The sequence below is a fragment of the Paenibacillus marinisediminis genome (assembly GCF_054343325.1).
Genome location: NZ_JBTGUH010000001.1, coordinates 95,372 through 119,698 on the forward strand (window position 1 = coordinate 95,372; position 24,327 = coordinate 119,698).

At 44.3% G+C, this 24,327-nt stretch carries 28 protein-coding genes and 1 pseudogene; 7 read left to right on the forward strand and 22 right to left on the reverse strand.

Going from position 1 to position 24,327, the window contains the following annotated elements:
- Positions 1-91: 91 nt before the first annotated feature.
- From ACXX53_RS00465 to ACXX53_RS00480, 4 genes are all read right to left on the reverse strand, one after another.
- Complete coding sequence (locus tag ACXX53_RS00465) at positions 92-376, reverse strand: hypothetical protein (RefSeq protein ID WP_458566642.1); 285 nt, start codon at positions 374-376, stop codon at positions 92-94.
- A gap of 146 nt (positions 377-522) precedes the next feature.
- Positions 523-747 carry a DUF1450 domain-containing protein gene (locus ACXX53_RS00470; RefSeq protein WP_458566643.1) on the reverse strand — a complete coding sequence of 75 codons (225 nt, stop codon included), beginning with the start codon at positions 745-747 and terminating at the stop codon, positions 523-525.
- Between the two features lie 91 nt (positions 748-838).
- The gene (locus ACXX53_RS00475) at positions 839-1,096 is read right to left on the reverse strand and encodes a hypothetical protein (protein ID WP_458566644.1); all 258 of its coding nucleotides are present in this window, start codon (positions 1,094-1,096) and stop codon (positions 839-841) included.
- A 64-nt stretch (positions 1,097-1,160) separates the two neighbouring features.
- Positions 1,161-2,381 (reverse strand): M14 family zinc carboxypeptidase, encoded by a 1,221-nt coding sequence (locus tag ACXX53_RS00480; protein WP_458566645.1) that lies wholly within the window; start codon positions 2,379-2,381, stop codon positions 1,161-1,163.
- A gap of 441 nt (positions 2,382-2,822) precedes the next feature.
- Here ACXX53_RS00480 and ACXX53_RS00485 point away from each other — a divergent pair, with 441 nt between their 5' ends.
- Together ACXX53_RS00485 and ACXX53_RS00490 are read left to right on the forward strand one after the other, a co-directional pair.
- Positions 2,823-3,962 (forward strand): DegT/DnrJ/EryC1/StrS family aminotransferase, encoded by a 1,140-nt coding sequence (locus ACXX53_RS00485; RefSeq protein WP_458566646.1) that lies wholly within the window; start codon positions 2,823-2,825, stop codon positions 3,960-3,962.
- Positions 3,963-3,986: 24 nt separating this feature from the next.
- Positions 3,987-4,535, forward strand: coding sequence for a GNAT family N-acetyltransferase (locus tag ACXX53_RS00490; protein WP_458566647.1), 549 nt, complete (start codon positions 3,987-3,989; stop codon positions 4,533-4,535).
- Between the two features lie 113 nt (positions 4,536-4,648).
- On the opposite strand, the gene racE is transcribed toward ACXX53_RS00490, so the two are convergent.
- From racE to ACXX53_RS00525, 7 genes are all read right to left on the reverse strand, one after another.
- The gene (gene racE, locus ACXX53_RS00495) at positions 4,649-5,458 is read right to left on the reverse strand and encodes a glutamate racemase (protein ID WP_458566648.1); all 810 of its coding nucleotides are present in this window, start codon (positions 5,456-5,458) and stop codon (positions 4,649-4,651) included.
- Positions 5,459-5,778: 320 nt separating this feature from the next.
- Positions 5,779-6,219, reverse strand: coding sequence for a YtxH domain-containing protein (locus ACXX53_RS00500; RefSeq protein ID WP_458566649.1), 441 nt, complete (start codon positions 6,217-6,219; stop codon positions 5,779-5,781).
- 29 nt (positions 6,220-6,248) lie between these two features.
- A complete protein-coding gene (locus ACXX53_RS00505; RefSeq protein ID WP_458566650.1) occupies positions 6,249-6,704 on the reverse strand; it encodes a hypothetical protein in 456 nt (151 codons plus the stop codon).
- A 180-nt stretch (positions 6,705-6,884) separates the two neighbouring features.
- Complete coding sequence (locus tag ACXX53_RS00510) at positions 6,885-7,547, reverse strand: helix-turn-helix transcriptional regulator (protein ID WP_458566651.1); 663 nt, start codon at positions 7,545-7,547, stop codon at positions 6,885-6,887.
- A gap of 60 nt (positions 7,548-7,607) precedes the next feature.
- The gene (locus ACXX53_RS00515; RefSeq protein WP_458566652.1) at positions 7,608-8,033 is read right to left on the reverse strand and encodes a DUF86 domain-containing protein; all 426 of its coding nucleotides are present in this window, start codon (positions 8,031-8,033) and stop codon (positions 7,608-7,610) included.
- 85 nt (positions 8,034-8,118) lie between these two features.
- Positions 8,119-8,496, reverse strand: coding sequence for a cytochrome C oxidase subunit II (locus ACXX53_RS00520; protein WP_458566653.1), 378 nt, complete (start codon positions 8,494-8,496; stop codon positions 8,119-8,121).
- Positions 8,497-8,751: 255 nt separating this feature from the next.
- Complete coding sequence (locus ACXX53_RS00525) at positions 8,752-9,159, reverse strand: phage holin family protein (RefSeq protein WP_458566654.1); 408 nt, start codon at positions 9,157-9,159, stop codon at positions 8,752-8,754.
- Positions 9,160-9,353: 194 nt separating this feature from the next.
- Between ACXX53_RS00525 and ACXX53_RS00530 the strand changes: the two genes are divergently transcribed.
- The 3 genes from ACXX53_RS00530 to ACXX53_RS00540 all read left to right on the forward strand — a co-directional run bounded on the left by ACXX53_RS00530 (position 9,354) and on the right by ACXX53_RS00540 (position 12,086).
- Positions 9,354-10,106: a nucleoside phosphorylase gene (locus ACXX53_RS00530; RefSeq protein ID WP_458566655.1), complete on the forward strand. Its 753-nt coding sequence runs from the start codon at positions 9,354-9,356 to the stop codon at positions 10,104-10,106.
- A 403-nt stretch (positions 10,107-10,509) separates the two neighbouring features.
- Positions 10,510-11,316 carry a transglutaminase-like domain-containing protein gene (locus tag ACXX53_RS00535; RefSeq protein WP_458566656.1) on the forward strand — a complete coding sequence of 269 codons (807 nt, stop codon included), beginning with the start codon at positions 10,510-10,512 and terminating at the stop codon, positions 11,314-11,316.
- 104 nt (positions 11,317-11,420) lie between these two features.
- Entirely contained in the window at positions 11,421-12,086 is a 666-nt protein-coding gene (locus ACXX53_RS00540; RefSeq protein WP_458566657.1) for a methyltransferase, read from the forward strand.
- A gap of 384 nt (positions 12,087-12,470) precedes the next feature.
- On the opposite strand, the gene ACXX53_RS00545 is transcribed toward ACXX53_RS00540, so the two are convergent.
- The 6 genes from ACXX53_RS00545 to ACXX53_RS00570 form a co-directional block, all read right to left on the reverse strand.
- Entirely contained in the window at positions 12,471-13,349 is an 879-nt protein-coding gene (locus ACXX53_RS00545; protein WP_458566658.1) for a hypothetical protein, read from the reverse strand.
- A gap of 61 nt (positions 13,350-13,410) precedes the next feature.
- Positions 13,411-13,773 (reverse strand): VOC family protein, encoded by a 363-nt coding sequence (locus ACXX53_RS00550; protein WP_458566659.1) that lies wholly within the window; start codon positions 13,771-13,773, stop codon positions 13,411-13,413.
- Between the two features lie 136 nt (positions 13,774-13,909).
- Positions 13,910-14,290, reverse strand: a complete 381-nt coding sequence (locus ACXX53_RS00555) for a VOC family protein (protein ID WP_458566660.1) — start codon at positions 14,288-14,290, stop codon at positions 13,910-13,912.
- Positions 14,291-14,322: 32 nt separating this feature from the next.
- Positions 14,323-14,772 (reverse strand): VOC family protein, encoded by a 450-nt coding sequence (locus ACXX53_RS00560; protein WP_458566661.1) that lies wholly within the window; start codon positions 14,770-14,772, stop codon positions 14,323-14,325.
- A gap of 35 nt (positions 14,773-14,807) precedes the next feature.
- A complete protein-coding gene (locus ACXX53_RS00565; RefSeq protein WP_458566662.1) occupies positions 14,808-15,185 on the reverse strand; it encodes a hypothetical protein in 378 nt (125 codons plus the stop codon).
- A 24-nt stretch (positions 15,186-15,209) separates the two neighbouring features.
- On the reverse strand, positions 15,210-16,685 hold the full coding sequence (locus ACXX53_RS00570; protein ID WP_458566663.1) for a UDP-N-acetylmuramoyl-L-alanyl-D-glutamate--2,6-diaminopimelate ligase: 1,476 nt from the start codon (positions 16,683-16,685) through the stop codon (positions 15,210-15,212).
- A gap of 240 nt (positions 16,686-16,925) precedes the next feature.
- On the opposite strand from ACXX53_RS00570, the gene ACXX53_RS00575 reads away from it, so the two are divergent.
- Positions 16,926-18,728, forward strand: coding sequence for an RNA polymerase sigma factor (locus ACXX53_RS00575; protein WP_458566664.1), 1,803 nt, complete (start codon positions 16,926-16,928; stop codon positions 18,726-18,728).
- Complete coding sequence (locus tag ACXX53_RS00580) at positions 18,725-19,864, forward strand: extracellular solute-binding protein (RefSeq protein WP_458566665.1); 1,140 nt, start codon at positions 18,725-18,727, stop codon at positions 19,862-19,864. Before ACXX53_RS00575 ends, ACXX53_RS00580 begins: the two co-directional genes overlap by 4 nt.
- 301 nt (positions 19,865-20,165) lie before the next feature.
- Here ACXX53_RS00580 and ACXX53_RS00585 read toward each other — a convergent pair whose 3' ends face one another.
- The 5 genes and pseudogenes from ACXX53_RS00585 to ACXX53_RS00605 all read right to left on the reverse strand — a co-directional run bounded on the left by ACXX53_RS00585 (position 20,166) and on the right by ACXX53_RS00605 (position 24,299).
- The gene (locus ACXX53_RS00585; protein ID WP_458566666.1) at positions 20,166-20,381 is read right to left on the reverse strand and encodes a glycine zipper domain-containing protein; all 216 of its coding nucleotides are present in this window, start codon (positions 20,379-20,381) and stop codon (positions 20,166-20,168) included.
- Between the two features lie 289 nt (positions 20,382-20,670).
- Positions 20,671-21,510 (reverse strand): VOC family protein, encoded by an 840-nt coding sequence (locus tag ACXX53_RS00590; protein WP_458566667.1) that lies wholly within the window; start codon positions 21,508-21,510, stop codon positions 20,671-20,673.
- A gap of 88 nt (positions 21,511-21,598) precedes the next feature.
- Positions 21,599-22,015: pseudogene (locus tag ACXX53_RS00595) on the reverse strand (helix-turn-helix domain-containing protein); the annotation flags it as partial.
- A gap of 384 nt (positions 22,016-22,399) precedes the next feature.
- Positions 22,400-23,596: a pectin acetylesterase-family hydrolase gene (locus ACXX53_RS00600; protein ID WP_458566668.1), complete on the reverse strand. Its 1,197-nt coding sequence runs from the start codon at positions 23,594-23,596 to the stop codon at positions 22,400-22,402.
- Between the two features lie 208 nt (positions 23,597-23,804).
- Complete coding sequence (locus tag ACXX53_RS00605) at positions 23,805-24,299, reverse strand: AraC family transcriptional regulator (protein ID WP_458566669.1); 495 nt, start codon at positions 24,297-24,299, stop codon at positions 23,805-23,807.
- Positions 24,300-24,327: the final 28 nt, after the last annotated feature.

Below are 24,327 nucleotides of genomic sequence, written 5' to 3' on the forward strand. Positions count from 1 at the left end.
TATTCCGACCTGTAAAGTATGAATTTAACCAAAAAAAGATCGTCCTCCACCTAGCCATGAAGGCAAGGTAAAGAACGATTCGTGCATCCTTTTACTTTTCGCGATTGCTCCACTGCTCGCTGTCCACTAGGCTGGTCAGCCGTTCGTGTTCCTCGACGAGCATCTCTTCCGCAAGCTCAACAGCCTGCTGATTCATACTGTCTTCAGCTTGTACTACAGCGCGATCCGCATGCCCGAGCGCTCGCTCAGCTTGATCCACAGCTTGATCTGATGGATGAGTCATCGCTTGCGATACGGCATGATGAGCTCGTTCTACAGCATTCTGTGCTTGTGAGATGGGATTCTGTGACTGTAGGCTTGAGTCATACCTCGACATCGATCCTAACCTCCTCGGAAGCCGGTCGCAATGCTGCACCTTATATGGGTGCTGAATGCAGCACTGCTGTACCGTTAATCCTTGTTAGGATGCGATAAGGCGGTCTGTCTTATGCGCTAGGTGAATGAAGCGCTGAGAGCACTATGTTATTTGATGAAAGCTTTTGCCTTCTCAATCGCTTCTTCTTCGGTAAAGCCTGTAACGTGGCGGCCGTTAACAAATATAAAAACACGCTTCTTACATGGACCGCAATAGGATTCACAGCCGATTCTAACGTTAGCTTCAGGATCCAATTGCTTGACCTTCGTTAGGAAGGATTTCATATTCTTGATGTGACGGCACTTCTCACATACACGTATATCATTACTCATGATGATGTCACTCCGATTAATTCCATAATTTTATTACTTTTAAGCAATACTATTGTAAGGGAACTTTACCAGATAAGCAACCTTCCAGCTGTCATCCTCCGACAGAATCATACTTTGCAGCGCGGTTCGAGAACCATGGAATGACGATTAAGGTGAACAGCATATCATCTATCGGCATAAACGGCATCAGGTCAGGCAGCACCCAGTACAACAGCACAGCACCTACAAACAGGGCCTTCATCCTTAATGGTACCTTCGACGAAAAGAGCATTGCCGGCGCTGTTCGAAACAAGCTCAACAGCCTTCCACGAGTACGCGTCTTCGGTCGTAAAGGCGGCTTCTGAGTCATAACACACACCTCCCTGATTCCAAGTATAGTGTATGTTAATCCATTCGTCATCACTCAGCCACGTTCATCCTGTTGAAGTATGCAGACCGTTCAATACCGACTTCATAATATGGCAAACGTCAAGATACACCCGTTCGAACTGATCGAGCGGCAGCGGATTCACTCCTAGACCAAGCTCAACGGTAAATCCTGGTCTGCGATAGCTCTGTATGAACCAATCCTTAAAGCCAGCATCGCTCCCTGTCAGGGCTACCGCACGGTATCCACTTGCGTTCTGAAGCTGCTTCGCCCACTGCTGGGATTCAGGAGGTTCATATCCGCGATAATTCCAATAGATCTCCTGCCCTTGGGAATGGAAGGATAGCGCGATATCAAATGACATCCGCTCCACATATGCCGCAAGCGCCGCCGCTTCCGGCTCGGTTAAAGGCTGCGTGCCTCCATAATTCATCGGTGCAGGCTTGTGGACACCGCGACGCCGGCACTCTTCTTCCCAATGAGCCGGAAACTGATCGTTCAGATCAACGCCGCGAATATTCGCTTTCCAGCCGCTGAAGCGATTACCTGCATCGTTCCATTCAAGCAGGCACTCAGCATATGGATGGCGCGGTGTTATCCCCTCCTGCACCAATTCAACCCCATCTGGATTCACCATCGGAACTATACATAATGTATTTCGTGCGTATGCCGCATGACTGTCCCAGCCTTGCCAGCTCGTGCACGCTGCATAGTGGGACGCGTAATCCTCGAAGAACTGCATCAGCGCCGCTGAGGTCAGCCACTCATTCGCATGCACAGCTCCATTAGCGTGAACGAGGTTAGGACCCGTGCCAATGCACAATGCGAATATAGGCTTGCCCATCACGCTCTCTCCGATCTTCTCCATGCGAATAAAGGGATATCTTGCTTGCAGCCGATCGACATCATCCATCAACTGCGCTGGTCCATACTCAGCGCGAGTCTTCGCATCTCGCTCATCGCTCCAGTACGGGATCATGATGCTATGACCTGGAATCAGCTTACGCGGATGAACCATTGGGTTCGCATTCGCCAGCCATTGTATCGGCACCCGAAATTGAGAAGCGATAGAGTAAAAGGTATCATCCTGCTGAATGACATAAAGATTAGGCGGGTTCTGCGGGATCTGGATAAGCTGTCCCGGTATTACATATTCATCTGGGCGCAGCTGTGGGTTATGTGCCATCAACGCCTGAATATTCACACCATATCGTAAACTGATACGCAAATGAGTATCACCTTTCTGAACGATATACGGGATTGCCACTGTGCATGTCCTCCTTTTCCTCACTCCATTATGGTTTATGGTTATGCACCCTCCGAGAAGAACAGCACCTGGTATGCTGCAATACTGCATCAGCCTTTTTTATATCAATCTCACAATTCGTCCACTTTCTATCAATCTTTTTTTCATAAAGTAGTTTAAGACTGAAAATAGAAGGAGGTGGACGATATGTCCCCTCCGATAGAGAGGAAACTCCGATTCGTTGCTGACTCCTAATAACCGTCACTCCAGACGGTGAGGAAGTATATATTGTAAACAACTGGTCATCTGGCAGCACCATTCGTGTGCTTGATCACAGAAACCATTACGTGATATCCGCTTCCGATTCCAACAGGGTTCCAGCCGACTCGGGTCGTATTATCGAGCATCTATTCTATTGATCCTTGACAGGGCAGAACCATAACAGAGAACGGAAGTGATAACGTGAATATTCCATTGTTTGTTCCTACTTATCGCGTGGATGAATGCTTGACAGAAATCCGCGAATGCTTGGAAACAGGTTGGACGGGATTCGGATATAAAACAATTGCTTTCGAAGAAGAGTGGAAGCAGTATACAGGCTTCCCCTATGCTCACTTCGTCAATTCAGCCTCAGCGGGACTGTCCATCGCAATCGAAGTATTAAAGATGACGAATGGCTGGAAACGAAGCGACGAGATTATAACGACACCCTTAACCTTCGTGTCAACGAACCATGCGATTCGATATCATGAGCTTAAGCCCGTATTTGCAGATGTGGACGAGTATCTCTGCTTAGATCCTGATGACGTAGAACGCCGGATTACACCTCGAACACGAGCCGTCATATTTGTAGGTATTGGAGGCAATACAGGTCAGTACGAACGAATTGCTCAGCTGTGTAAAGACTATCGTATCTCACTCATTCTGGATGCTGCTCATATGGCTGGCACACGTCTGAATGGCGCTATTCCCGGTCATGAAGCTGACGCGGTCGTCTATTCCTTTCAGGCCGTTAAGAACCTCCCAACGGCGGATAGCGGGATGATCTGCTTGCAGCATGCGGAGCAGGATCGCTTAGCACGCAAGCTCAGCTGGTTGGGCATTAATAAGAATACCTTCTCTAAGGCCGAACAGGATATAGCTTACAGCCGACTCTATGATGTCGAGCACGTAGGCACCAAATCGCATGGCAACTCGATTATGGCGGCGATCGGCATCGTCCAGCTCCGCTATCTAGATCAAGATAACGCATATCGCAAACAACTAGCTGAATGGTACGAAGCTGCGCTCGAACCGCTGTCATCTAACGTACGTATTATTCCCTCTGCGCCAGGATGTGATAACGCGCGGCATTTATTCATCGTACGCATATCGGAACGCGACAAGCTGATTCAAGCATTAAATGAACAAGGAATATATCCAGGCGTCCATTTTCGATCGAATACAGAGTATCGAATGTACCGGCACGCAAGAGGACAATGTCCGCAGGCAGAAGCTCTATCCAAAGAAATATTGTCTCTTCCGCTCCATCTACGAATGACAAATGAGGATGTTCAAGCCGTAGTGGAAGGTATCAAACAATTTATTCAACGGGATTTATAAGCGTTATAAAGGAGTAAGGATATTATGGAGCACTCCCACCGCATCTTAACGCCTCGTCTGCTGCTCCGTCCGCTCACCGAACACGATCTAGAAAGAGTAAGAGGCTGGAGCAATCAAGAAAATATCCGCATCTGGTTCCAAGACGACCAGCTGATTCATGCCGAACAGCATCTAAGCTGGTATGAACGCTACCGTACACATGCAAATGATATGACCTTTATTGCCGTACAGTTGAAGCAAGAGATTCCGATCGGTATGGGGGCTTTATATCGTATCGATCATATCAATGGAATTGCTGAATTTGGAAGAGTATTAATTGGTGACATTGACTATCAAGGACAGGGCTACGGTGAGGAGATCGTACGAGGTCTAACGAAGTTTGGTCTGGAGCAATTGGGAATGAATACAGTCGAACTGTTCGTGAAGATCACGAATACGCGAGCCATTAAAGTATATATGAACTGCGGATATGTGCATGATCGCTCTTATCGTCAGCCTGGAGCTAGAGGATCAAGTTCCCTCATTCGTATGATTTGCACCATTTCCCATTATCGCAAAGAGGGGCGTGCATGAATTCGGCTGCCCTTTTTTATTTTATATACCGACAAACACATAAAGAAGAGGGCAATCCTCAGGCAAGCAATTGCTTGGGGACAGCCCTCTATTCTTGTAGAATGTTACGATTATTAATAAAAATGCGGAACCTGCCAAATCACAGGTACATCCCGAAGCTGGGGACCGAGCCAATCCAACGTAATTCGTTTAAATATATCTGGATCTCCGCTGCAGAAGAATTGATGTACAGGAATCTCTTCCATGTCCGCCAATTGATTCTTGTCGTGGAGAATCGTACTCACTTCACGTGCCGTTTCTTCAGCGGAATTAATGAGTTCAACACCCGAGCCCATCACTTCTTGAATCGGTTCTCTTAAAAATGGATAATGTGTGCAGCCAAGCACGAGCGTATCGATCGGCGTTGCCCGAATGGATGCGAGTGAATCACGGACGACGTCCCACGTTTCTTCTGAACGATACATTCCCTTCTCTACCAATGGAACAAATAACGGGCAAGGCTGACTAATAACTTCTACATGCGGTGATAATCGCATTAATGCTTGTTTATATGCTCCGCTCTTAACCGTTCCTTCTGTTCCGATGACACCGATATGTCCTGACTTCGTTGCTGCGATTGCTGCTCTCGCTCCTGGATGAATAACCCCTACGACTGGAATCGATACACGGGATCTAATGTCTTCCAATGCTACTGAAGCGGCGGTATTGCATGCAATTACGATCATCTTAGGATCAAATTGAATTAAATAATCTACAATCTGCTGAGTAAAATGCTTGACTTCTTCTGGTGTTCTTGGGCCATAGGGTGTACGAGCCGTATCACCGAAATAAATGATTTTTTCCCTTGGGAGCTGTCGAATGACTTCCTTGACAACCGTTAAGCCCCCTACTCCCGAATCGAGCATTGCGATAGCCTGCTGCACGTAAACACCGCTTCCTTCACTTCATGTTAGTCTGTAAAATAGTCTGTAAAATTTACACCTCAACCGATCCGCATCGTGAATACGCTCTCGAATATCGCGCACACGCTATGGGTTACGATATGTTTGCCAGATGTAAAACGTACCTTGATCTTACCCGATTCACTTAGATCGTTCAAGTGTCCTCCAATAGACTCACATGTCCATACACGCTTCCTTGTCTCAGATAACACATAAAAAGCCCCTTCTTCTGGAGTTAACAAATCTGCATCTCCAGATAAGGGGCCTTTCCTGTAATTTTACGGCTTGACGGACGTAATGTATTAGATGACGAACAGAATCTGCTTCTCTTCTTCAGCAGAGGTTTCTGCTATATGTTCCGATTCATCTACGATGTCATCAGCAATCTCATCTACTAGATTATCAGCGGATGGTTCGATAGCTTCAAAGACTGTTTCCGAGGATACGGTAGCAACCTCCAGCTGATCTTCGTCAACAGCAGAACGACCTTCCTGCCAATTTAGAATCGTGCGCTTCAATCCCACCGTCTTCTCTTTAGCTGTATCGATCAAGCTCGTAGTCCGATCACCAATCTGCTGCGCCAGCTGCTGTGTCTTCTCACTAGCCTGCTTTGCACCATCTGCGATATCCTGACGCAGTTCACGACCTGCCTTTGGAGCAAACAACAGGGCGGTCACACCTCCAACAACCCCACCTACCAATGTGCCAATCCAGAACTTGCGGTTCGATACTTTTTGTGACATTTCTATTCCTCCTTTGTTCGGCACTTACCCTAATTTCGCTGTGTATCTGCTTGCGTACTGTCGGCATTCCGCTTGTGACGGGCACTCACATCCTGCCATAGAGCATAGCCAATATCGAACCATTGCAGCGTCTCATAGATACGCTTCTCATTGTTTCGCTGAGCTGATTCGACTGCAGACCATGTTCTCTCGGACCATCTGCCTATCTGTCCGTTCCACGCTTCGACCATTGATCTCGTCTGTTCTACCGTATCTCTCCACTTGACGATCTCTTCAACAGCCGATTGTGCTTGCACTAGCACTTGCTCTCCACGGTTGCTGATCTCCGTGACTTGCTGTACCAGCCCAGATAGTTGACTATCCATTTGCTTAACCGATCGTTTCAATTGACGCATCAATCGAATACCGCTGCTAATCGCAATCGTTAAGGCCGCACATACGACTATCCAAGCGCCTGCCGCCGCAGCTATGCTCCATTCCAGCATTGCACTCCTCCTCTTCAGCGATATCATTAGGGCGAATGCCCAATTCATAATGTCAGTATAAGAAGAATGGGCTCGTCTTGACACCGCTGGGCTTGACCTTTTTAATTGGGCTTGGCTTAAACAGAGAAAGGCTGCACGATTAGCGCATCGCTAATCGTACAGCCCTTCAACCAACAGCTATTATTCTTCTCTACGGTCCTGCATAATTTGATACGTGCAGCGCATTCCCTGTTTCGCCAGGCATTCCGTTCGCTCTACTCGATCGGTTCCCAGCAGCTCCCGGAATAGAGCCAATTCGCACCTGCACGGCTCCTCATATCGATCCGCAACCTGAGCGATCGGGCAATTGTACTCATGCAGCAGCCATGAGCCATCATCCAGCTTCTCAGTTTCAACCATATACCCGTTCGAATCCTGTATGGATCGAAGCTCATTCACTCGCTGATCGAGTGTTAGATGAGCCATTCGGGATTCATATCGCTGCCGCAAATTGCGCTGTCTGCCTTCAAACAGTCGCTGAACGACATCTTTTCCGATATCATCCCAAGTCTCTATTTCACCTAGCATATCAAGGGCAAGCTGATGATAGTACTTCGGAAATCGCTCATCACCCTCAGAAGACAAACGAAAGAGCTGAAGCGGTCTGCCTACTGATTGCCGCACAAGCTCTATGTTTACAGACTGCTGCTCAACCAGCAGATACAGGTGACGACGGACGCCCATCTCTGTCATAGCGAGCCGTTCAGCCAGCTGCGCAGCAGACATCGCTCCATTCGTCTTCAGCAGGTTCAAGAGCATGTCCCTCGTGGACGGCTTTCGCACCGTTCGTTTCAATCCATTCACCACATTTATTTCATCATTAGTATGGTCATTCTACCTTAATCACAGTTGCATGTAAATTCATTACGATAGAAGCTCTGACTCAATATATCGTTCTACACAATCCTTGAAGGACGTTAATAACTCTGGCAATTCTGATAATTGACTATGAATTCCGGTTCTCTCCCACTCCGCATACTGCTGTACCAGCGGTTTGCGCAGCTGTACCAGCTGCAGGAGCTTATGTTGAAGGCCCTCATCTAATACGCCTTCTTGCGCAATGATCTCAATGATATCTTCATAGCTGCTAGCATCGCGCATAATAAATCCATCAATTAATAAGCTGCCTACATCGGTCACAATCTCAACTGCTAGATGCAGCGAGCGTTCTTGAGCCATATGAAAGAGTGCGGAATCGTTCCAGCCCGCTGTGATCTGTTCTACTGCTTCATTCAGAATCTTGATCTGCTGTAAGCGGTTGTCAATCTGCTGTCTGTCTACATAGTACATCGCCAGTTCCCCTCTCAAGTCGTATATGTGCAAAAAAGGAGCTTCCAGACTGAAAGCCCCTCTTCCTCATTATATAATAACATTATTATTTCACAACGAGAACTGACTTCATCGTTTCATGTCCCGCTCCACACATGACCGAGCATTTAATATCGTACCGTCCAGGCTTATCGAACGTAATATCCTGCTCCATTGCCCCATCTTTCAAGTTGATGTTTAACTCAGCAATCTCTGCACCGTGAACACCAGATTTGTTTACAAGCTTCAATCGAACCGGCTCGCCAGCCTTAACTTCATATTCTGGCTGGTCAAAAGTAAAGTCGCCCTGTCCCATAATCTTAACAAGAGTCACACCTTCCGGCGCAGCCTCTTCCACAGGCGGCTTCGGCATGTTGAACAGCATCAGTCCAGCGGCCAATAGGCACGCAATGCTACATAAACCAAACATTGCCCATTTTTGCATAACCGTTATTCGCCCCTTTTGTCAATTACATTCATCATCCTTTATATTACAAAATGTTTCCTTATATTAACAACTGAAACTTTTAAAACAAGTTTCCTTTTTTTATAATTGTGACAGATTGTTGAACATACTATGTATACGTTCCCCCGCTTCCATCCATACGCCAGCGATTAACGGGTATTCGGCATCTGCTGAACTGCTGCAAACGCGGTGCTCCTTCATCGTATATGAACTTAACAGAGGACACAGATTCGATCACTTTGTCTTGTCAGCATCCTGCTTTAACGTCTCGATCACTCGTTTAATACTTGGAGGCAACGGCAACCCCATTCGGCCGTAATTCTCCGTTATGCTGATCAATTCATTCGCCAGGTAGAAGCTTATCGCCCCGTTCATGATGATGTTGCTATTGAATACGAGATCAATAAAATGTGCTAAGGTAATGACTAGTAACATAAGCGCTTTCTTGGCAAGTCCCCAGAAGCCGACTTCGCTATTTAGCCCCTTATTCTCTTTTAATGAAGCGGTGATACCGGTAATGTAGTCAACTACGATTGATAGCAAAAATAAGCTCAGTAAATGACTCCACTCTCCGAACATAAAAGTGATGACTGCGCCGCATATCCCGCAGACCGAATTAAAGATCATTAGCTTCATACCCATTCCTCCTTTACTCATTAATTACAGGTTTAGTTATCTTATGCGGTCTTGTCCGTATGGTCACGGCAGATGGAAGTAGGCAGCGTCATCAATATAGAGAAGAGTCCTTTCTACGAGAAATGTATGCAAGAGCATATCCCTACTCCATTATTTTCTTATATTATAGAACTCAAAGAACCACGGAGGAGGTAAGAACGATGCATGACCAACAGGTGTTAACGGATCCCAAAATGTTAGTTAGAGATGAACTGAAGAGAGCCGGGCTCGATTTAGATACAATAAACATTCCTAGAAGAGTGTTCATTGCCATGTCAGGGATTATAGAAGAATTTTTGGATCAGGATGCAGTTCTGGAGTCCGACATACCTCTAGCTGGAAAGCTATATATTTTTAAAAACAACCCAGCTGTAGGGCTAATCAAATCGCATGTCGGATCACCAGGAATAGCGATACAGGCGGAGGATTTAATTGCAGCAGGAGTTAAAGAATTGATCCACCTGGGATATGTCGGAGGGATTGACCCAGATCTAATTCCAGGTCGATTGATTGTGACAACGGGAGCATTTAACGAAACAGGTATTGCTAAGCTTTATGGTTTTGATGATGAAATCATTTATCCTGACCAAACTCTAGCAAATGAAATGAAAGAAATGCTCAATAAACAAGGGCTGGAATTCATTGATGGCCATCACTGGACCACAGATGCAGGGTATTTAGAGACCTGGGGTAAAGTGAAAAAGTACCGATCACAAGGCGCGCTATGTGTGGAAATGGAAGCTGTTGGTCTGTTCACCGTGGCTAACTATCGAGGGATCAAGTCAGCGGCAATTTATGTAGTTTCTGATGTCCTAACGGAAGTGGGTTGGAGCTTAGGATGGTCTGCCGGTGATATTGACAAAGGCGTCACTGAACTAGTTAAAGTTATCTTGAAGGATGCTCAATTGAACTAACTCAAGATCTTTTTTAAACTATCTAATCCCCTTAATCTAATAGCTCTGTTAAATGTTATTGTTGATTTCCATACGCCAAGCCCATAACTGATCAAGCAATATGAATTGGAATGAATCGGCAAAATGTTGTACGGAATACAACAATACTTACAATAATCCAGGATAATAGGAATATTGTTGTACGTTATACAACAATATTCACTCAACCCCCTCATTTCTTGGTTATTTGCTAGACATTGTTGTATTCTGTACAAAAATACGATGGAGTTAGATCATTAACAGCTCATTAAGTTGTACTTTATACAACATTGTTGATCATCCTGAGCTCTTCATATTTCAACAACAAACAGTAACATAACCAATCTAAAAAAGCCTAATTTTCACAAAGACAGGAGAGGGTTATATGTTTTATGAAGCTCAAAAGTATATTGAATATCTAAAAAGTTACCCTCTGTTTGAAGTAGAGAAAGGAAATGCTGATCATTTATTTGAGTATGTGAATAGAGATGATGAGAACCTTATCACGCTATGCAATACATATAGGATTGCGGAGATTGCACTTGGTAGGGATACATTTGAAAAGGTTAAGGCTCTAATGGATTGGGTGCACAAAGAGTTATTTTTTGTAGGAGAAAACGTATATCCTCCCTTTTTTAATTCTCTAAGCATACTGAGTAACAGAAAGAAGGGCGCATTATTTTGTACATATCAAGCTATTGTTTTGAATGAGGCTCTACTATCTATAGGAATAAAATCTCGATTATTATGGTGTTTTCCTTACGAATTTGACTCTGACTGTCACGTCGGAGTTACAGTATATTTACCTGAAATTAACGACTGGATTTTTTTTGACCCTACTTTTAATACATTCTTTCATGACCAGGATGGAATACCTCTTAGCATCGTAAAGGTTCGTGAAGTATATAAAAATGGAGAATTGCCAGGCTTTAGGCATATAGAAATAAATAAGACATGGTCTTTAACTTTAAATGGGTTTGAGTTTGAAACTTACGATAAGTGGTATTCCATGTACATGGCAAAAAATTGTTTCCGATTTTCTTCGCCATTACAAAGCTCTTTTGGTTATCTTTCAAGGGAAGATGCAATAACCGTTTTCCTAAATCCTTCTGATTATGTAATAAAAAACGAGTATGATCATGTACAACATCCACAAACAGCAATTTACACAAGCAACATCAATGTTTTTTAACAAAGGATAAATTAAACCCTTTCATTTGTTGAAAATCTAGATTTAATAGGAACAATCGGGATGAAACAATAGTACATTGAGCAATTCTCATGGGAGGGGTATTTTTGTTGAAGAAAATAGTCTATTTTAGGACGCTCCTGTTTTCGATCGTTATCCTTGCATTTCTCTTTTTGCCCGCAGGATCACTTAAGTTTTGGGAGGCATGGATTTATTTCGCCATCTTTATGGGTTCAACGTTCTTTATCACTGGATATTTTCTAAAGAGAGATCCTGAACTAATAGCGAGAAGAAGTAAGGCTAAAGAAAAAGAAAAGGAACAACAAATTATCCAATCCATATCTGGGGTCACTTTTTTTGTTGGATTGTTAGTCCTTCCAGGTTTAGATTATCGATTCGGCTGGTCAAATATACCTTTAATTTCTGTATTAATTGCAGATGTCGCCATCTTGCTTGGTTTTTCGATTGTTTTCTTAGTTTTCAAAGAGAATTCTTACACGTCTGCCATTATAGAAGTAAGTGAGAACCAAAAAGTTATATCTACGGGTCCTTACGCATTGGTTCGGCATCCCATGTATACAGGGGCAATATTCATTATACTTTTCACACCTCTTGCATTAGGTTCAATTTGGGCATTGATCCCCTCGATTTCTATCATCGTATTTATCATTCTTAGGCTGCTAAATGAAGAAAAGCTATTGTTAAAAGAGTTAAAAGGATATGAGGAGTATTGTAAGAAAACACGTTATCATTTAATCCCCCTTATCTGGTAAGACTTCAAATCCAAATGGCCTGGAATTAGGCATCTGTGCGGTCATTTAGTTAATCACCTACATATTATACACATGTAAGAAAAAGAAGGCGGAATGATCATTCACTACTCAAACTCATTCCCTTTTACAAGGAGTGATTTCAAATGGCATTTACGTCACTGTCTCCACCCCCAGATTTTGTCCCACCAAAACCTGCCGTATCTTATATAATTGACTGCGTAAATCAATACACTTATGTTTGGCTATGGAATGGGGATAGTTTTTGGTATTATCCGACACGGGTAGAATATGATGCAATTTCAGGCTACCGATGGAATGGACTATTCTGGACGTTTTATGGTTTTGATCCACGATTAATCAATGCCGTTTCATGTCCTCCAATACCTACTCTATATTAGAAAATGGAAAGGTCTTAAGAAACTCATTGTAGTAATCCTGAAAGTCTACACCCCCATCCTTTGGATGGTTCTGCATGTAGTTCAATAGAATAACGGATAGCACGTGGGATCCATCATCATGATTGTTCAAATATGTATATGGATCCTTTTCCAAACCTATCTTTTCACAAATATACAGCCCCATTGCTTCCACAACATTTTCCTCAATGAATCCCTCAATTTTCGTGTAGCCGAATCGCTCCTTCTGTTTATTAAAAGCAGTTAATAGCTCAGGTTCATGCTTCAACTTATCGAAATGATGATCGAGCTGCTCTACCCGATAAGGCGGATGGAACATTTCATGAATGGCAATGCCCAGCGTGATTTCATTACGGTACGAAACGTCGGAAATAAACCGTGGACCCGCAATTTTAATCCCATGTGGTGCTGCATAACTACATAAATACAGAACGATATGATCGATCTGGCTTGATGGCCCTAACATGTGATTAATTTCTTTAAATACAGGAATGACTTCAGAAGCGAGACTAAACAGCTCTTTCTTTTTCCCCCAACTATCTTCTTGGTAATACGGTGTTCGACTAAAATAGGATTGTAGAAGATCCTTGGATCTCAGTAACTCTGAAAGATCATAGGAATCGAAATCGGGGACCGAAGAAACTACTAAGGTTAAAAAGGGACTCAGCATGGTTCCGCCTTGTATGCGAATGATTTCAGACATAAGTCGCTGATTTGCTTCTGTATTCATAGATAGGAATTGTTGATGGTCTTCTACATGCCGTTTGACATAGAACTCGTCTCGCGTCAGCACGTTTAGAAAATTTAAAGCATCAAGTGTATACGAGGTTGCTACTTCAAATGCCATAATTTCCACTCCCACTCTCCAGCATCAAATACAAGTAACGAAATCTTCTTCAACCCGGTAGTTAAATCGAACATGCCATTAGTACATTTCCATCAGGGTCCTTGAAGTGAATGACTTCTTCTCCCTCATATACAATGTCTGCTCCCAGTTCGGTTAAGAATTGTAGAGCTGATTTATGATCTGGTGCAGTTAAGCTAAAAATCGGCTCGGACGTGGGTTTTACGACATCCCGTTTTTCTAAAAAAATATTTGAACAATGATTATCACTTAGACCAAAAATATGAATATCTTCTCTAGTTTGTTCCGGGACAGGCAAGCCAAGAAGCTTGCAGTACCATTCCACTGATTTCTTAATATTTTTTACATAGACAAATACCGCAGGAACAATTGGCTTAATTGGAGTTGCTCTGATATGTTCAATCATACTTACACCCCTATTATTTGTATTTATTTTCAATTAAAAGGTGACATAAGTCTGCTGCTATGTATAGATACATGCAAAACTAGCACATCACATTAACACAATGCCAATTAAGTACGTGCAATTAGGTTAGGTCAGATTAAACCAATGATTCTCCAAAGCCAATCGTGTAGCCTTCAGGGTCTTTTATTGCAAACTCTCTCATTTGATATTCATTCGTTCTTAGTTCGTATTGAAACGATGCCCCTTTAGACTTGAATTCTTCATACAGGCTTTCAATTCCCTCCACCATTGCAAACACGTTTAGGGCATTATCTCCATGCACAGAGTAGTTTGGAACAATGGCATCTGCTTGATTACTTTGATGAAATATCATCATTAACCCTTCACGTTCGACAAAACCCATTTCGTAATCGCACCAAAAACCTAACTTACTGTAATAATCCAATACCTGATTTCGATTAGAAACAAAAAAGATCGCTGAGAAATGTTTGATCTTACTTTCTTTAATCGTTGACATGAAGATCTCTCCTCAATAATGAAGTGGATAATTCATCTCGTACCGTAATCATTAATTTCAATTTTTCTCCCGTCTGGATCAAAAAAAGCAATCTCTTTGCCACATCCACCGCGATCCTTAATTCCATCTGTGGCAAGTTCTACGTTCTTTTCTTTCATTCTTTCATAGATCTCCTCAATATCTTTTACTTGGAACATCAGAATCGCATGATTATATCCTTCGATATTATTGAAATTCATTGAAAACTTATCGTTGGACTGTACAAAAAATATACTGCCCCCGCCAGGAATATCTTTGGAAAAGTTTAAAACAACAAGATCTGCATTAGGGTCTAACGGTGCAAAGTCGGCTGCTTCTAAACCAAATATCTCGCTGTACCATTTTGCAGTTATATATGGGTGCTTTGCCGGCAAATAAATACATGATAGATTTAGCAATTTCGGCTCCACCTTAGTTGCACTGGGTATAACAATTTCACTCATCTTCTTTCCCCCTTAACGAAACTATTCCATTCGCATCATTCTCTTACATCATAACCAATAACTTGTTTTGTAAAAGGATTAATATAGACTGCAATCGGACCGAGTAGACCCTCATTATCTGTATGAAACAGCACACGAACAGCTTTATTCCCATTAATCCATAATAAACTACGATTAATTTTCGCAAACGTGTTTGGTTTAGGAATAAACAATTGCTTGATACTCTTTTCTTGTAGCGAATTAATAGATACTTCGCCTTCCTGCCAATTAATAATGTGCTTATCATGATTAGTTTCATCCCAAGCCTGTTTCAAATAGGCTTCTTCATTAATAAAAGTCGTTGATATTACGATATAAGCACCTATTAGAATTACCAAAGTTATTGTAAACCAAAGTGGTTTCTTCAATCTCAAGATAGCCACCTCCGATCGCACTCGTTAGGTGAACCGAATCGCTGCCTTTAATTCTTCCCGATCATCAAAATGTATGGTCTCATTATTCAAAATTTGATAGGTTTCATGACCTTTTCCTGCAATAACTAAAACATCATTTGTATCAGCTATACTAACCGCCTTGAATATTGCCTGCTTTCGATCTTCAATGAGTTCGTACTTCGTGTGTGTCAACCCATCCTCAATATCCTTCAAGATTTGCTCAGGATTCTCCGTACGCGGGTTATCTGATGTGACAATAACATAATCGCTATATTTCGCTGCAATCCCTCCCATAATTGGTCGTTTCGTACGATCTCGATCGCCTCCGCAACCAAAAACGGTAATAACTTTCTTCTGTGCAAATCCTCTAACAGTTGAAAGGATGTTTTCCAGTCCATCCGGCGTGTGGGCAAAATCGACAATAGCCAGAAAATCTTGACCTTCATCCACGAGTTCCATACGGCCAGACACACCTTTAAAATTCGCTAATCCTTGTTGAATGGCTTCCAAAGGTATTTGTTCGGCAAGTGAAGCAGCAACTGCAGCAAGTGCGTTATATACATTGAATGTTCCAACCGTCTTTAGACAAATTGTCGCTTCCCCAGCAAAAGAATGTAATTGAAAATTTGTACCATTAGCAGTTAATTGTATGTCCTTGGCCATCACATCCGCTTTATTGTTTATTCCGTATGTAATAACCTGCGCACCGGTTATCTTGCGAAAAAACTCTGAGGCTGGGTCATCTGTGTTTAATACAGCAAACTTCCTTCTATTGGAGTCCGATGAAAACCCATTTCCCATACTTGAAAAAAGCAATCCTTTAGCTGCACGGTAGTTTTCCATTGACCCATGATAGTCTAGATGATCTTGAGTTAAATTGGTAAACACTACAGTTCTGTAATCGCAACCCAATACACGTCCAGCATCCAATCCTTGAGAAGTTACTTCCATTACGCAATAGTCCACGGAGGCTTCTTTCATTTTCCTTAAAGTTGCTTGCAAGGCAGGCGGTTCTTGGGTGTTAATGTCCGTTTCAATCAGCTCAGTACCTATTTGGGTACCGAGGTTTCCCATAAGGCCGGTTTTGTAACCCGCCTCGGCTAAAATGGATTCCAGCATGTGACTTGTTGTTGTTTTTCCATTTGTACCCGTAACTCCGATTAACTTTAATTCAGCACTTGGGTAATGGTTTAAATGATTGGCGAATACGGCCATTGCATATCGAGCATTCGACACTTTAATCGTTGGCACATTGAGATTGACATCTTGTTCTACAACTAAGGCAACGGCCCCCGCCCTAACAGCTTCTTCCGCATACTGATGTCGGTCTTCTTGAAAACCTGGAATACCCGCTATACAAACGAATAAATCTCCTTGCCGAACGTGTTTGGAATTCATTCTTATTTCATTTATCTCTACATCTAAATCACCAGTTGTTGTAGCGACCGTCAGTAAATCTGCAAGCTCTTTTAACTCCACCAACATCCCCACCTTTTTTGTAGCGAGTTATTCAAATATAAACCTATTCGACCAGCTTCAAAGTATTTCCTTTAATTTTAATATCAGCTTACATTCGTTGTACTACGCTGTCTGTTAATTATTTGTATTTATTTTTTCTTTTTTTGTGTAAAATCAAGAAAATATGTTCAAAAACGATTCGTACATGGCATCTAACTTAGCGAGGGCAAGCAGAGACTCAGAGACACGGAGGGCGGGCATGTGAGCAGTTATGAACTTAGCAGCATTCGCATGGAAAGCGGTCGCAAGGAATCGGAAGAGGCCCGGCGCAGCCGAATGCTGGCGGAACGAGCACAATCAGGCGATACAGAAGCGTTTGGCGAGTTAATCGAGCAGCATCGTAATCGTGCAAAAATGTGGGCTGAGAGGATAACTGGGGATCCACATATGGCCGACGACATCGTTCAGGATGCGCTTATTCGGGCGTTCCTGCACATCGGATCGCTGCATGATACGAGCCGTTTTCAGATATGGCTGCACAAAATAGTCCGCAATCAAGCGAACATGCGTCTCCGACGTGGTGGTCCATACAAAAGGGAAATGCCTTTCGCGACTTTCGCTTCTTTGGACGGCGACTCGGGTTCGATCGATTGGGACGACCTAGACAGCCTGCTCTTCCATTTGACCCGATCGGCCGCGAACGAGGTGAAATACTTCCACGATCCCGCGGAGTCTCTTATGCGCAAAGAGCTCTATGAGACAATCCACTCGGTGCTGAACTGCTTAAGCCGCAAAGAACGCGATATTTTCGAGGCATACTTCTTCAAACAGCTGAGTCCGGACGAAATCGCCGCCATGTACCAGATGACGACAGGTTCTATCTACACATACATCCACCGCTCCCGTCAAAAGCTCCGGCAAGAGCAAATCCGACTCTCTCTTGGCCTACAACCCAATAAAGGAGGAAGGGCTTTGAACAAAAGCAAACTGCTTCAATTGCCCGAATGGCCGGCCTCGGACTCTGTCATGCTGTCCTTCATCGATCGAATCGGACACATGCTTGCCGCAATCGGCGACCGGCGAGAAACAGCCGAGTTGATGGGGATTTCGGGCTTCGCTTTCCGCATTCAAATTTCCGATAAAACGACGTTCGCGGACGGCATCTATATGTTCGATTGGCGCCAGACGCTGCGTTTGTTCATGCAGGAGCTAGGATACGAGACGACCCTGCTGTGCGGGCAACTGGCGGATTCGCCTGTGCCGCTGCTGGGAGCCGTCGAACGATTCCCCGTTGTGCTTCCGATTGAGGAATCCGTTATTCCGTTTATACGCAAGGCGATCGACACTAGCAAGCCCGTGTTTTATTTTGACACTACTGCTTCCAGACCCTTTGTGCACGAGTGGTCGCTCATTTACGGCTACGATGACGAAAAACAGACCGTGCAACTGACCGATGCTTTGAAGCCAGACGGCAAGTCGCTGAGTTACGAGGATATCGCCCTCAATCCTGTCCGATTCTTGGCAACGGTCGAGCGAGTCGAGGAGCCTGCGAAGCCGCAGCAGTCACTGGCTGCGAAAGAAGCAACAAAGCGACATCTGGCGGAGCAAAGTGTCCGCTTCGCCATCGAGCATGCAAGAAACCCGCGCGCCTATTGCCCTATGACTGGGTATTTGTCGTACACTTCAGGCTTGTCCGCATACGATCAATGGATCGGGCATATGCGCGGCGATCCAGCCATTCCGCCGAATCGGTATGGAGCCGGACAGCTTGCCGCTACGTATGCTCAGACGAGAAGCTACGCGGCTCAATATTTGCGCGGTATCCCCTTTCAAGGCGAAGCGATGCGGTTCACGCTGCTAGCATCAGAAGCTTACGAGCAGACGAGCGAGGCTTTGAGTGAATTTAGCGCAGTTGTACCATTCATGCGTACGGCGGAAGTATTATCACGGGAGCAATGCGAGAAGTGCGCGGACTGGCTGGAGCAAGCGAAGGCTTTCGAGACCGCCGCAATCGGTTATTTGGAAAAGACGATCAACCATTTGGAAAAGGGGAACTCACTGTGAGCGAAAAGACGAAGATTCGATTGATGACGGACTTTCACAATATGCACAACCTTATGGATGCGAAGGCATCTTTCGAGCAAGATCATCCCGACGTGGAAGTTGTCCTCGAGCAAGCGGCCGACCACTATGAGTTGCTGCAGGCTTATAAATCGGACGAAGCGCCGGACATTATCGAATCGGGCGGATGGTCTCTATTTAACTACAAAGGCATGTTCATCGATCTGTTGCCATACGTGGACGAAGTGCCGGGCTTGAAGGACGACCTTCATCCGGGAATTATGCGCGTGGCTTGCAAAGACAAAACGTTGCCAGGCTTGCCCGTGGACGTCGCGCTTCCCCTCATCTTATATAGGAAGGACATGTTCGATGCTGCTGGTCTCGCTTACCCGAAGGATAACTGGACTTGGGATGAAATGATAGAGATGGCGGAGAAGCTGACGATTCGGGGCGAACATGGCGTCGCGCGTCAATTTGGCTTCGGCTTTGGCGTGGACATCGAAGAAATCGAACCGTTCATCATGCGGAACGGAGGTCGATACTTGTCCCCTGACGGCTCGACAGCACGAGGTTACGTGGATCAACCTGCCGTAATCGATGCGTTCCAGAAGCTGATCGACGCTTACCGGATTCACCGTGTCATTCGGAACCCAGGCGAGCCATCGGAAGCAGGGGAACTGCACCAAGGCTTCGCAATGATTTTCGGCTTTTCTTGGTTCGCTGGCGGCATCGTCAATCACGGGCTATCGGATCAATACGGTGTCGTCGGTTTGCCGAATATGTCGGGATGCGAGCAATCCAACATGGTCTACATGGGCGCCGCAGGAGTCACATCGAAATCTCTGCATCCGCGGCTGGCGTGGGAGTTTCTGCGGCGGTATGTGTTAGATCGTCCCGAAGCCTTCCACGCTGCGCGCACGCTGCCTATCACCCACTCGCTAGCGGAACATAGCGGCATGGCGCAGCACCCCATTTGGTCGCGCTTCGTGCTAGAGTTGGATTGCGTGCAAGTAAGCGGCTTCTATATCAGCGAGAAATGGAACTCCTCTCGGCAGTTGATCAACGAAGACATCCACCGGATGATTCTCGATGGGGCAGACGTCGCTCAGACATTGAAATCTTGGACTAGGTTTGCATAAAAGAAAGGCTCTCCGGATTCAAACAGGCAGGAAACGCAATTCCTCACGTTTCCTGCCTGTTTGTTATTCTTTTTCAACAATAAAAATCATCGGATACGGTGGTTGTTGTTCCGTATCATACGCAGGATCTTGCCTTTAGTCAGCCGAGGTATGCTTTTAAGCAATTCGATATTAAAGCCGGTTTCATTAGGATCAATACCGCTTTATCGGAAAGCCTTCCGGGTCATAAACATGTAATCCGATCAATTTTGAACCGAGATAATTTCCCCTGCACCCTGATTTCCTACACTAAATAATGGAACTAGTCCTGTTTATCTTTTTCAGTTCCATTTTCATCAAAAGAATCGCCTACTTTATTGCCCAGCGAAGCACCTGCGATACCACCTACAACGGTTCCCACAGGACCCAAAGCCGAACCGACTACAGCACCCATGGCACCACCACTGGTTGCTCCTACTGCCTCTCCGGTACCTACACCAGAATCATCGTTTCGGTTACGCTCGTTGTTTTTAGCCATTTCTTTCACTCCTCATTTTGTGATATGAGATGCTGCATTAGCCTGCATAGTATCCCAAAACAAAGCTTTCCCTGACCTGTATAAAACGATTCACCTTGATGATTCAAATTATTACTTCAACAATCGAGTAGGATGGGGCGCCTAGTCCTCGTCCCCTCACACCACCGTACGTCAGACTGTCTAACAATTATTAAAGAATCTTCGAATCCCGCTTTTCTCTTTGATTTCACGAACCAAAGCATCCATAATATCAGAGGTTTTTGTCACACTCTGGTCCTTTACGATTCAGTTAATATTTATATACATTAAATCGGTTGCCGTCTGGATCATAAAAGTGAAAAAACGCAAAAAAACCACCAGTAATGTAGTCAGAAGTACGGATACCGTTATCTCGCAGATATTGAAAATATAGAGAAAAAGCCTCTCCATCATGAGTGACGCAATAAGGGCGGCATGGTCCATCTACTATTCCATTATCCGGTGCGTCTTCTGAAAGCTGGTCAAGCCACCAAACGGAATGTGCATCGGGATGATGTTCCAAAGATAACCCCATTTTTAGGGACCCTTTTGTGGAGTAATTCTCCAATAATACCATCCCTACATATTTTTCATACCACGTTCTAGCCTCTTGAAGATTTCTTACTCCAATACGAACCCAACTTCCGCCAAAGCGTGAACCGTCTTGAATATCTTGGCTTTCTGCTGCGGTTAAGCGGGTACCTTCGAATCCCCAGAAATCAAAGTGACCCTTACCATCGGCTGTGTAATAAATGTCAGAAGTACGTATGCCTTCTTTTTGGAAATAAGCATGCTCGGCTTCTAAGTCACGCGTAGCATGACACCAACGAACGTTTGGGTTAACCGTGCCACGTTCGGCGAAAAAATGATTAACTCTTCTGTCCGTCAGTACAGATTTGAGCCATAAACCAGCTCGCAACTCGGTCATAATTTCCGCTGTAGAAAATTTTTCATTTTTCCCATTCACTACTTGCTTGCGGGTAAATCCCATATGTTTTTCATACCATTGGACAGCCATTTCATGATTGTCCCAAATTACATCGATTTGTCCGCCGTCATATGCCAATTTAGGGACAGATGTAACCGTAGCTGGCTGCTGCGTAACCTCCATCGAGCAAACCTTCTTCCCTCTTTTTTTAGTACAAGTAAGAATTCAATGCTTAGCCTATACTCAATTTACCGTGGTTTCGTACTCTCCTTTATGCTTTCAAACGCTTTACATCCTGTCTAGGTGGGAAGCCAAACATTCGGGAATACTCGCGGCTAAATTGCGAGGAACTTTCATACCCTTCTCGAAATGCCACATCAGTGGCATCTACTGACTCGGTTAATAATAGGCGACGGGCTTCCTGAAGCCTTAATTCTTTCTGGAACTGAATAGGACTCATAGCGGTTACCTCTTTGAAGTGTCTATGTAGCGATGAGACACTCATATTCACTATTTCAGCTAGTTCTTCAATCCGAAATGACTTATCATAGTTATTTGTTATATGTACAATAACGTCCTTTATTTGATGGGCGGAGCTACCCTCAATTGCAATTTGTTGAAGCCTAGCACCATGTTGACCTTGCAGAACCCTATACAGAATTTCTTTCGTAAACAGCGGCGCAAGAATGGATCGTATCCCCAAATGTGGAGCAGGTGGCACTTAGGCCATCTGCTCCTATTCGTTTGCAGTAGCAAAACAATTATTAAGCAAAACTGCCAGTTAGCTTAATAAAACGAATACCCGCTGCGGCACGTAATAACTATATTTCTGCTATTGTCAGCAAACTGCCGTACATACCGTATCTTTAAAAGTAAACAAAACACTGTATAATCCAAGAAATATCCTGCAAATCATCCGACACCTAGGCCTATTTCCACCAAATCTTCACGAAAATCGAATTTGTTTATTTTACAGCAATATGATGCATCTTTTGAAACCAACGTCAGAGAAATCTCAGTGTATTATAGATTCTGAATCCCGCTGTAGAGCCCCCAGCCGACAGCGTCAGCCCTATTTCTCTACAAAATGTTGCCCCACTGAGTAATATTCATCCTTATTCACAGCATCGTCCAGCCACTTCATCAGCTTCACCCCGTCCTGTTCGGCTTTGTAGAAATGATTTAATGGGGAGAGTGTATGTGGCGTTCTGCCCGTCTTCTCGTTAAGACCGTAATCAGTGATGTAATAATAGTAGCTTGGCAATACTTTAGTTAGCTCTCTGGCAGATTGCAGCATGCGAGCCGACCAGCGATGCACATATTCGCCATCGTCCGAAACGTCACCATTCAAATCCTTTTCAAAGTCGAACAGCAGCTCATCATAAAGCGTATTGGACTGCAAAAGTACCGCATTGTCCGGGAGCAGCTTGCGGTTCGCCGCGAGTACGGACGAAATCAAATCGCCGTGGACTTCATAACCAAAGGTTGCTGCAAAGTTGGCCTTCCATTCTTTATCGATAATATCCGGCCAGCGGTCGGCATTTAAGTAGGAGCTGTCCGAATATTGATAAATGCGGGCATCTGGGTAGCGTTTCGCAATCTCAGGCGCCCAGAAAGCAGCTCCGAATCCTCCAGCGCTTTCTCCCGCAATGAGGATCTTTACCGGCGCAGCGAAATGGTTTGAAATCCATTCCAATGCTGCGCGTGTATTGGCTTGCCCGTTGTAATGCATTGTAAACGGCTTGCCTTTGGCGTTCGTATATTCCTTGGATGCATTCCCGATATGCAGATCACCAGTAGAATAAGGGATATATACAATATTCCAATCCTTGAACGGATTGTCAGGGTTATTATTTTCCAACAGGCCGCCAAGCGTACTTACTTTAAAGAATGGAATGTTCGGAAAATAATATTTGATCTCACCGTTCTTCATTACATTACTCAGACTGATCGGCTGCGCGGCAGTCACCGCATCCCAGGCCACACCGCCCCCAGAGAAATAAATGATCAATTTATCTTCAGCAGCCGCTCCCTTATTGGCAAGTAAATAGTATTCCGAACCGTCGGCAGAAATTACTTGTGCATCCTGGTCAAACTTGATTTTATTCCAGACATAGCGCTCCGCAGCAGCCCATTTATCCGGTTCAGCAGGCTTTTCAATTATGAAGAAATAAATATAACTCGCTAAAACACCCAAAATAAGTGCAATTCCACCTATCGCAGTCAGGAGAATCTTGTTGATTCTTTTCAGTGTTTTCTTTATGGCCACACAAAGACCGTCCTTTCAACCATAATAAACTTTCCCTTTCGGTAGACCAAGCATTGCTTCATCCCCCTAGAGCCTATTATCTTTCAGTTAACAGTTTATTGATCATATCCTGCTTATTAGCGCAACGAGGCTACCGATCAAACACGGCAGCCTCATTTTGGTTGTTTATTAATCTATCCTACGCTATAAAACGCAAATTTCGAAACGGTTAATCTGAAACAATCGGTAGAGAATATCTTGCGAACCCTTCAGCATTGTAACGGTATCGTTCACAGATTGTATAATTACGTCCTTGAGCATCCACTCTTATACCATGCTCCGAAATATAAGCATCAATTACTCGTCCAGCGCCGTCAAAATCCCCAGTTCCACTTGCAGCGACAACGCAGCGTTGCGCTGGAATGGTCATGCGCGAAAACCACTCTGGCACGCCTTCAAAAGTGGTGACCTCTACACACAGTAGGTATGCATGCGTATTTGGTGTATTCTGTCCAGGTACCTGCGGCCACATGCCATACTGAACGGAAGCATCGATGATTTGAGGCATGTAAGTGGAGAGCCCCAGCAAGCTGTCCTTCGCATGATGGTATTTGCCACTCATATCATTTAGTCCGATACATGGGATACCAATTAATTTCAACTCTCCATGCTCAACAATCATAGCCTCCATCTCTGGCAAAGAAGAAATCATAGTCTCGTTCATTCAAATACCCCTCTCTAAAAATAAGTTT

What these genes read in the sequence shown, in the direction of transcription:
- ACXX53_RS00465 (WP_458566642.1), bottom strand. Translation starts at nt 376, where the DNA reads ATGTCGAGGTATGACTCAAGCCTACAGTCACAGAATCCCATCTCACAA.
- ACXX53_RS00470 (WP_458566643.1), bottom strand. Translation starts at nt 747, where the DNA reads ATGAGTAATGATATACGTGTATGTGAGAAGTGCCGTCACATCAAGAAT.
- ACXX53_RS00475 (WP_458566644.1), bottom strand. Translation starts at nt 1,096, where the DNA reads ATGACTCAGAAGCCGCCTTTACGACCGAAGACGCGTACTCGTGGAAGG.
- ACXX53_RS00490 (WP_458566647.1), top strand. Translation starts at nt 3,987, where the DNA reads ATGGAGCACTCCCACCGCATCTTAACGCCTCGTCTGCTGCTCCGTCCG.
- ACXX53_RS00500 (WP_458566649.1), bottom strand. Translation starts at nt 6,219, where the DNA reads ATGTCACAAAAAGTATCGAACCGCAAGTTCTGGATTGGCACATTGGTA.
- ACXX53_RS00505 (WP_458566650.1), bottom strand. Translation starts at nt 6,704, where the DNA reads ATGCTGGAATGGAGCATAGCTGCGGCGGCAGGCGCTTGGATAGTCGTA.
- ACXX53_RS00515 (WP_458566652.1), bottom strand. Translation starts at nt 8,033, where the DNA reads ATGTACTATGTAGACAGACAGCAGATTGACAACCGCTTACAGCAGATC.
- ACXX53_RS00520 (WP_458566653.1), bottom strand. Translation starts at nt 8,496, where the DNA reads ATGCAAAAATGGGCAATGTTTGGTTTATGTAGCATTGCGTGCCTATTG.
- ACXX53_RS00525 (WP_458566654.1), bottom strand. Translation starts at nt 9,159, where the DNA reads ATGGGTATGAAGCTAATGATCTTTAATTCGGTCTGCGGGATATGCGGC.
- ACXX53_RS00530 (WP_458566655.1), top strand. Translation starts at nt 9,354, where the DNA reads ATGCATGACCAACAGGTGTTAACGGATCCCAAAATGTTAGTTAGAGAT.
- ACXX53_RS00535 (WP_458566656.1), top strand. Translation starts at nt 10,510, where the DNA reads ATGTTTTATGAAGCTCAAAAGTATATTGAATATCTAAAAAGTTACCCT.
- ACXX53_RS00545 (WP_458566658.1), bottom strand. Translation starts at nt 13,349, where the DNA reads ATGGCATTTGAAGTAGCAACCTCGTATACACTTGATGCTTTAAATTTT.
- ACXX53_RS00550 (WP_458566659.1), bottom strand. Translation starts at nt 13,773, where the DNA reads ATGATTGAACATATCAGAGCAACTCCAATTAAGCCAATTGTTCCTGCG.
- ACXX53_RS00555 (WP_458566660.1), bottom strand. Translation starts at nt 14,290, where the DNA reads ATGTCAACGATTAAAGAAAGTAAGATCAAACATTTCTCAGCGATCTTT.
- ACXX53_RS00560 (WP_458566661.1), bottom strand. Translation starts at nt 14,772, where the DNA reads ATGAGTGAAATTGTTATACCCAGTGCAACTAAGGTGGAGCCGAAATTG.
- ACXX53_RS00585 (WP_458566666.1), bottom strand. Translation starts at nt 20,381, where the DNA reads ATGGCTAAAAACAACGAGCGTAACCGAAACGATGATTCTGGTGTAGGT.
- ACXX53_RS00590 (WP_458566667.1), bottom strand. Translation starts at nt 21,510, where the DNA reads ATGGAGGTTACGCAGCAGCCAGCTACGGTTACATCTGTCCCTAAATTG.
- ACXX53_RS00605 (WP_458566669.1), bottom strand. Translation starts at nt 24,299, where the DNA reads ATGAACGAGACTATGATTTCTTCTTTGCCAGAGATGGAGGCTATGATT.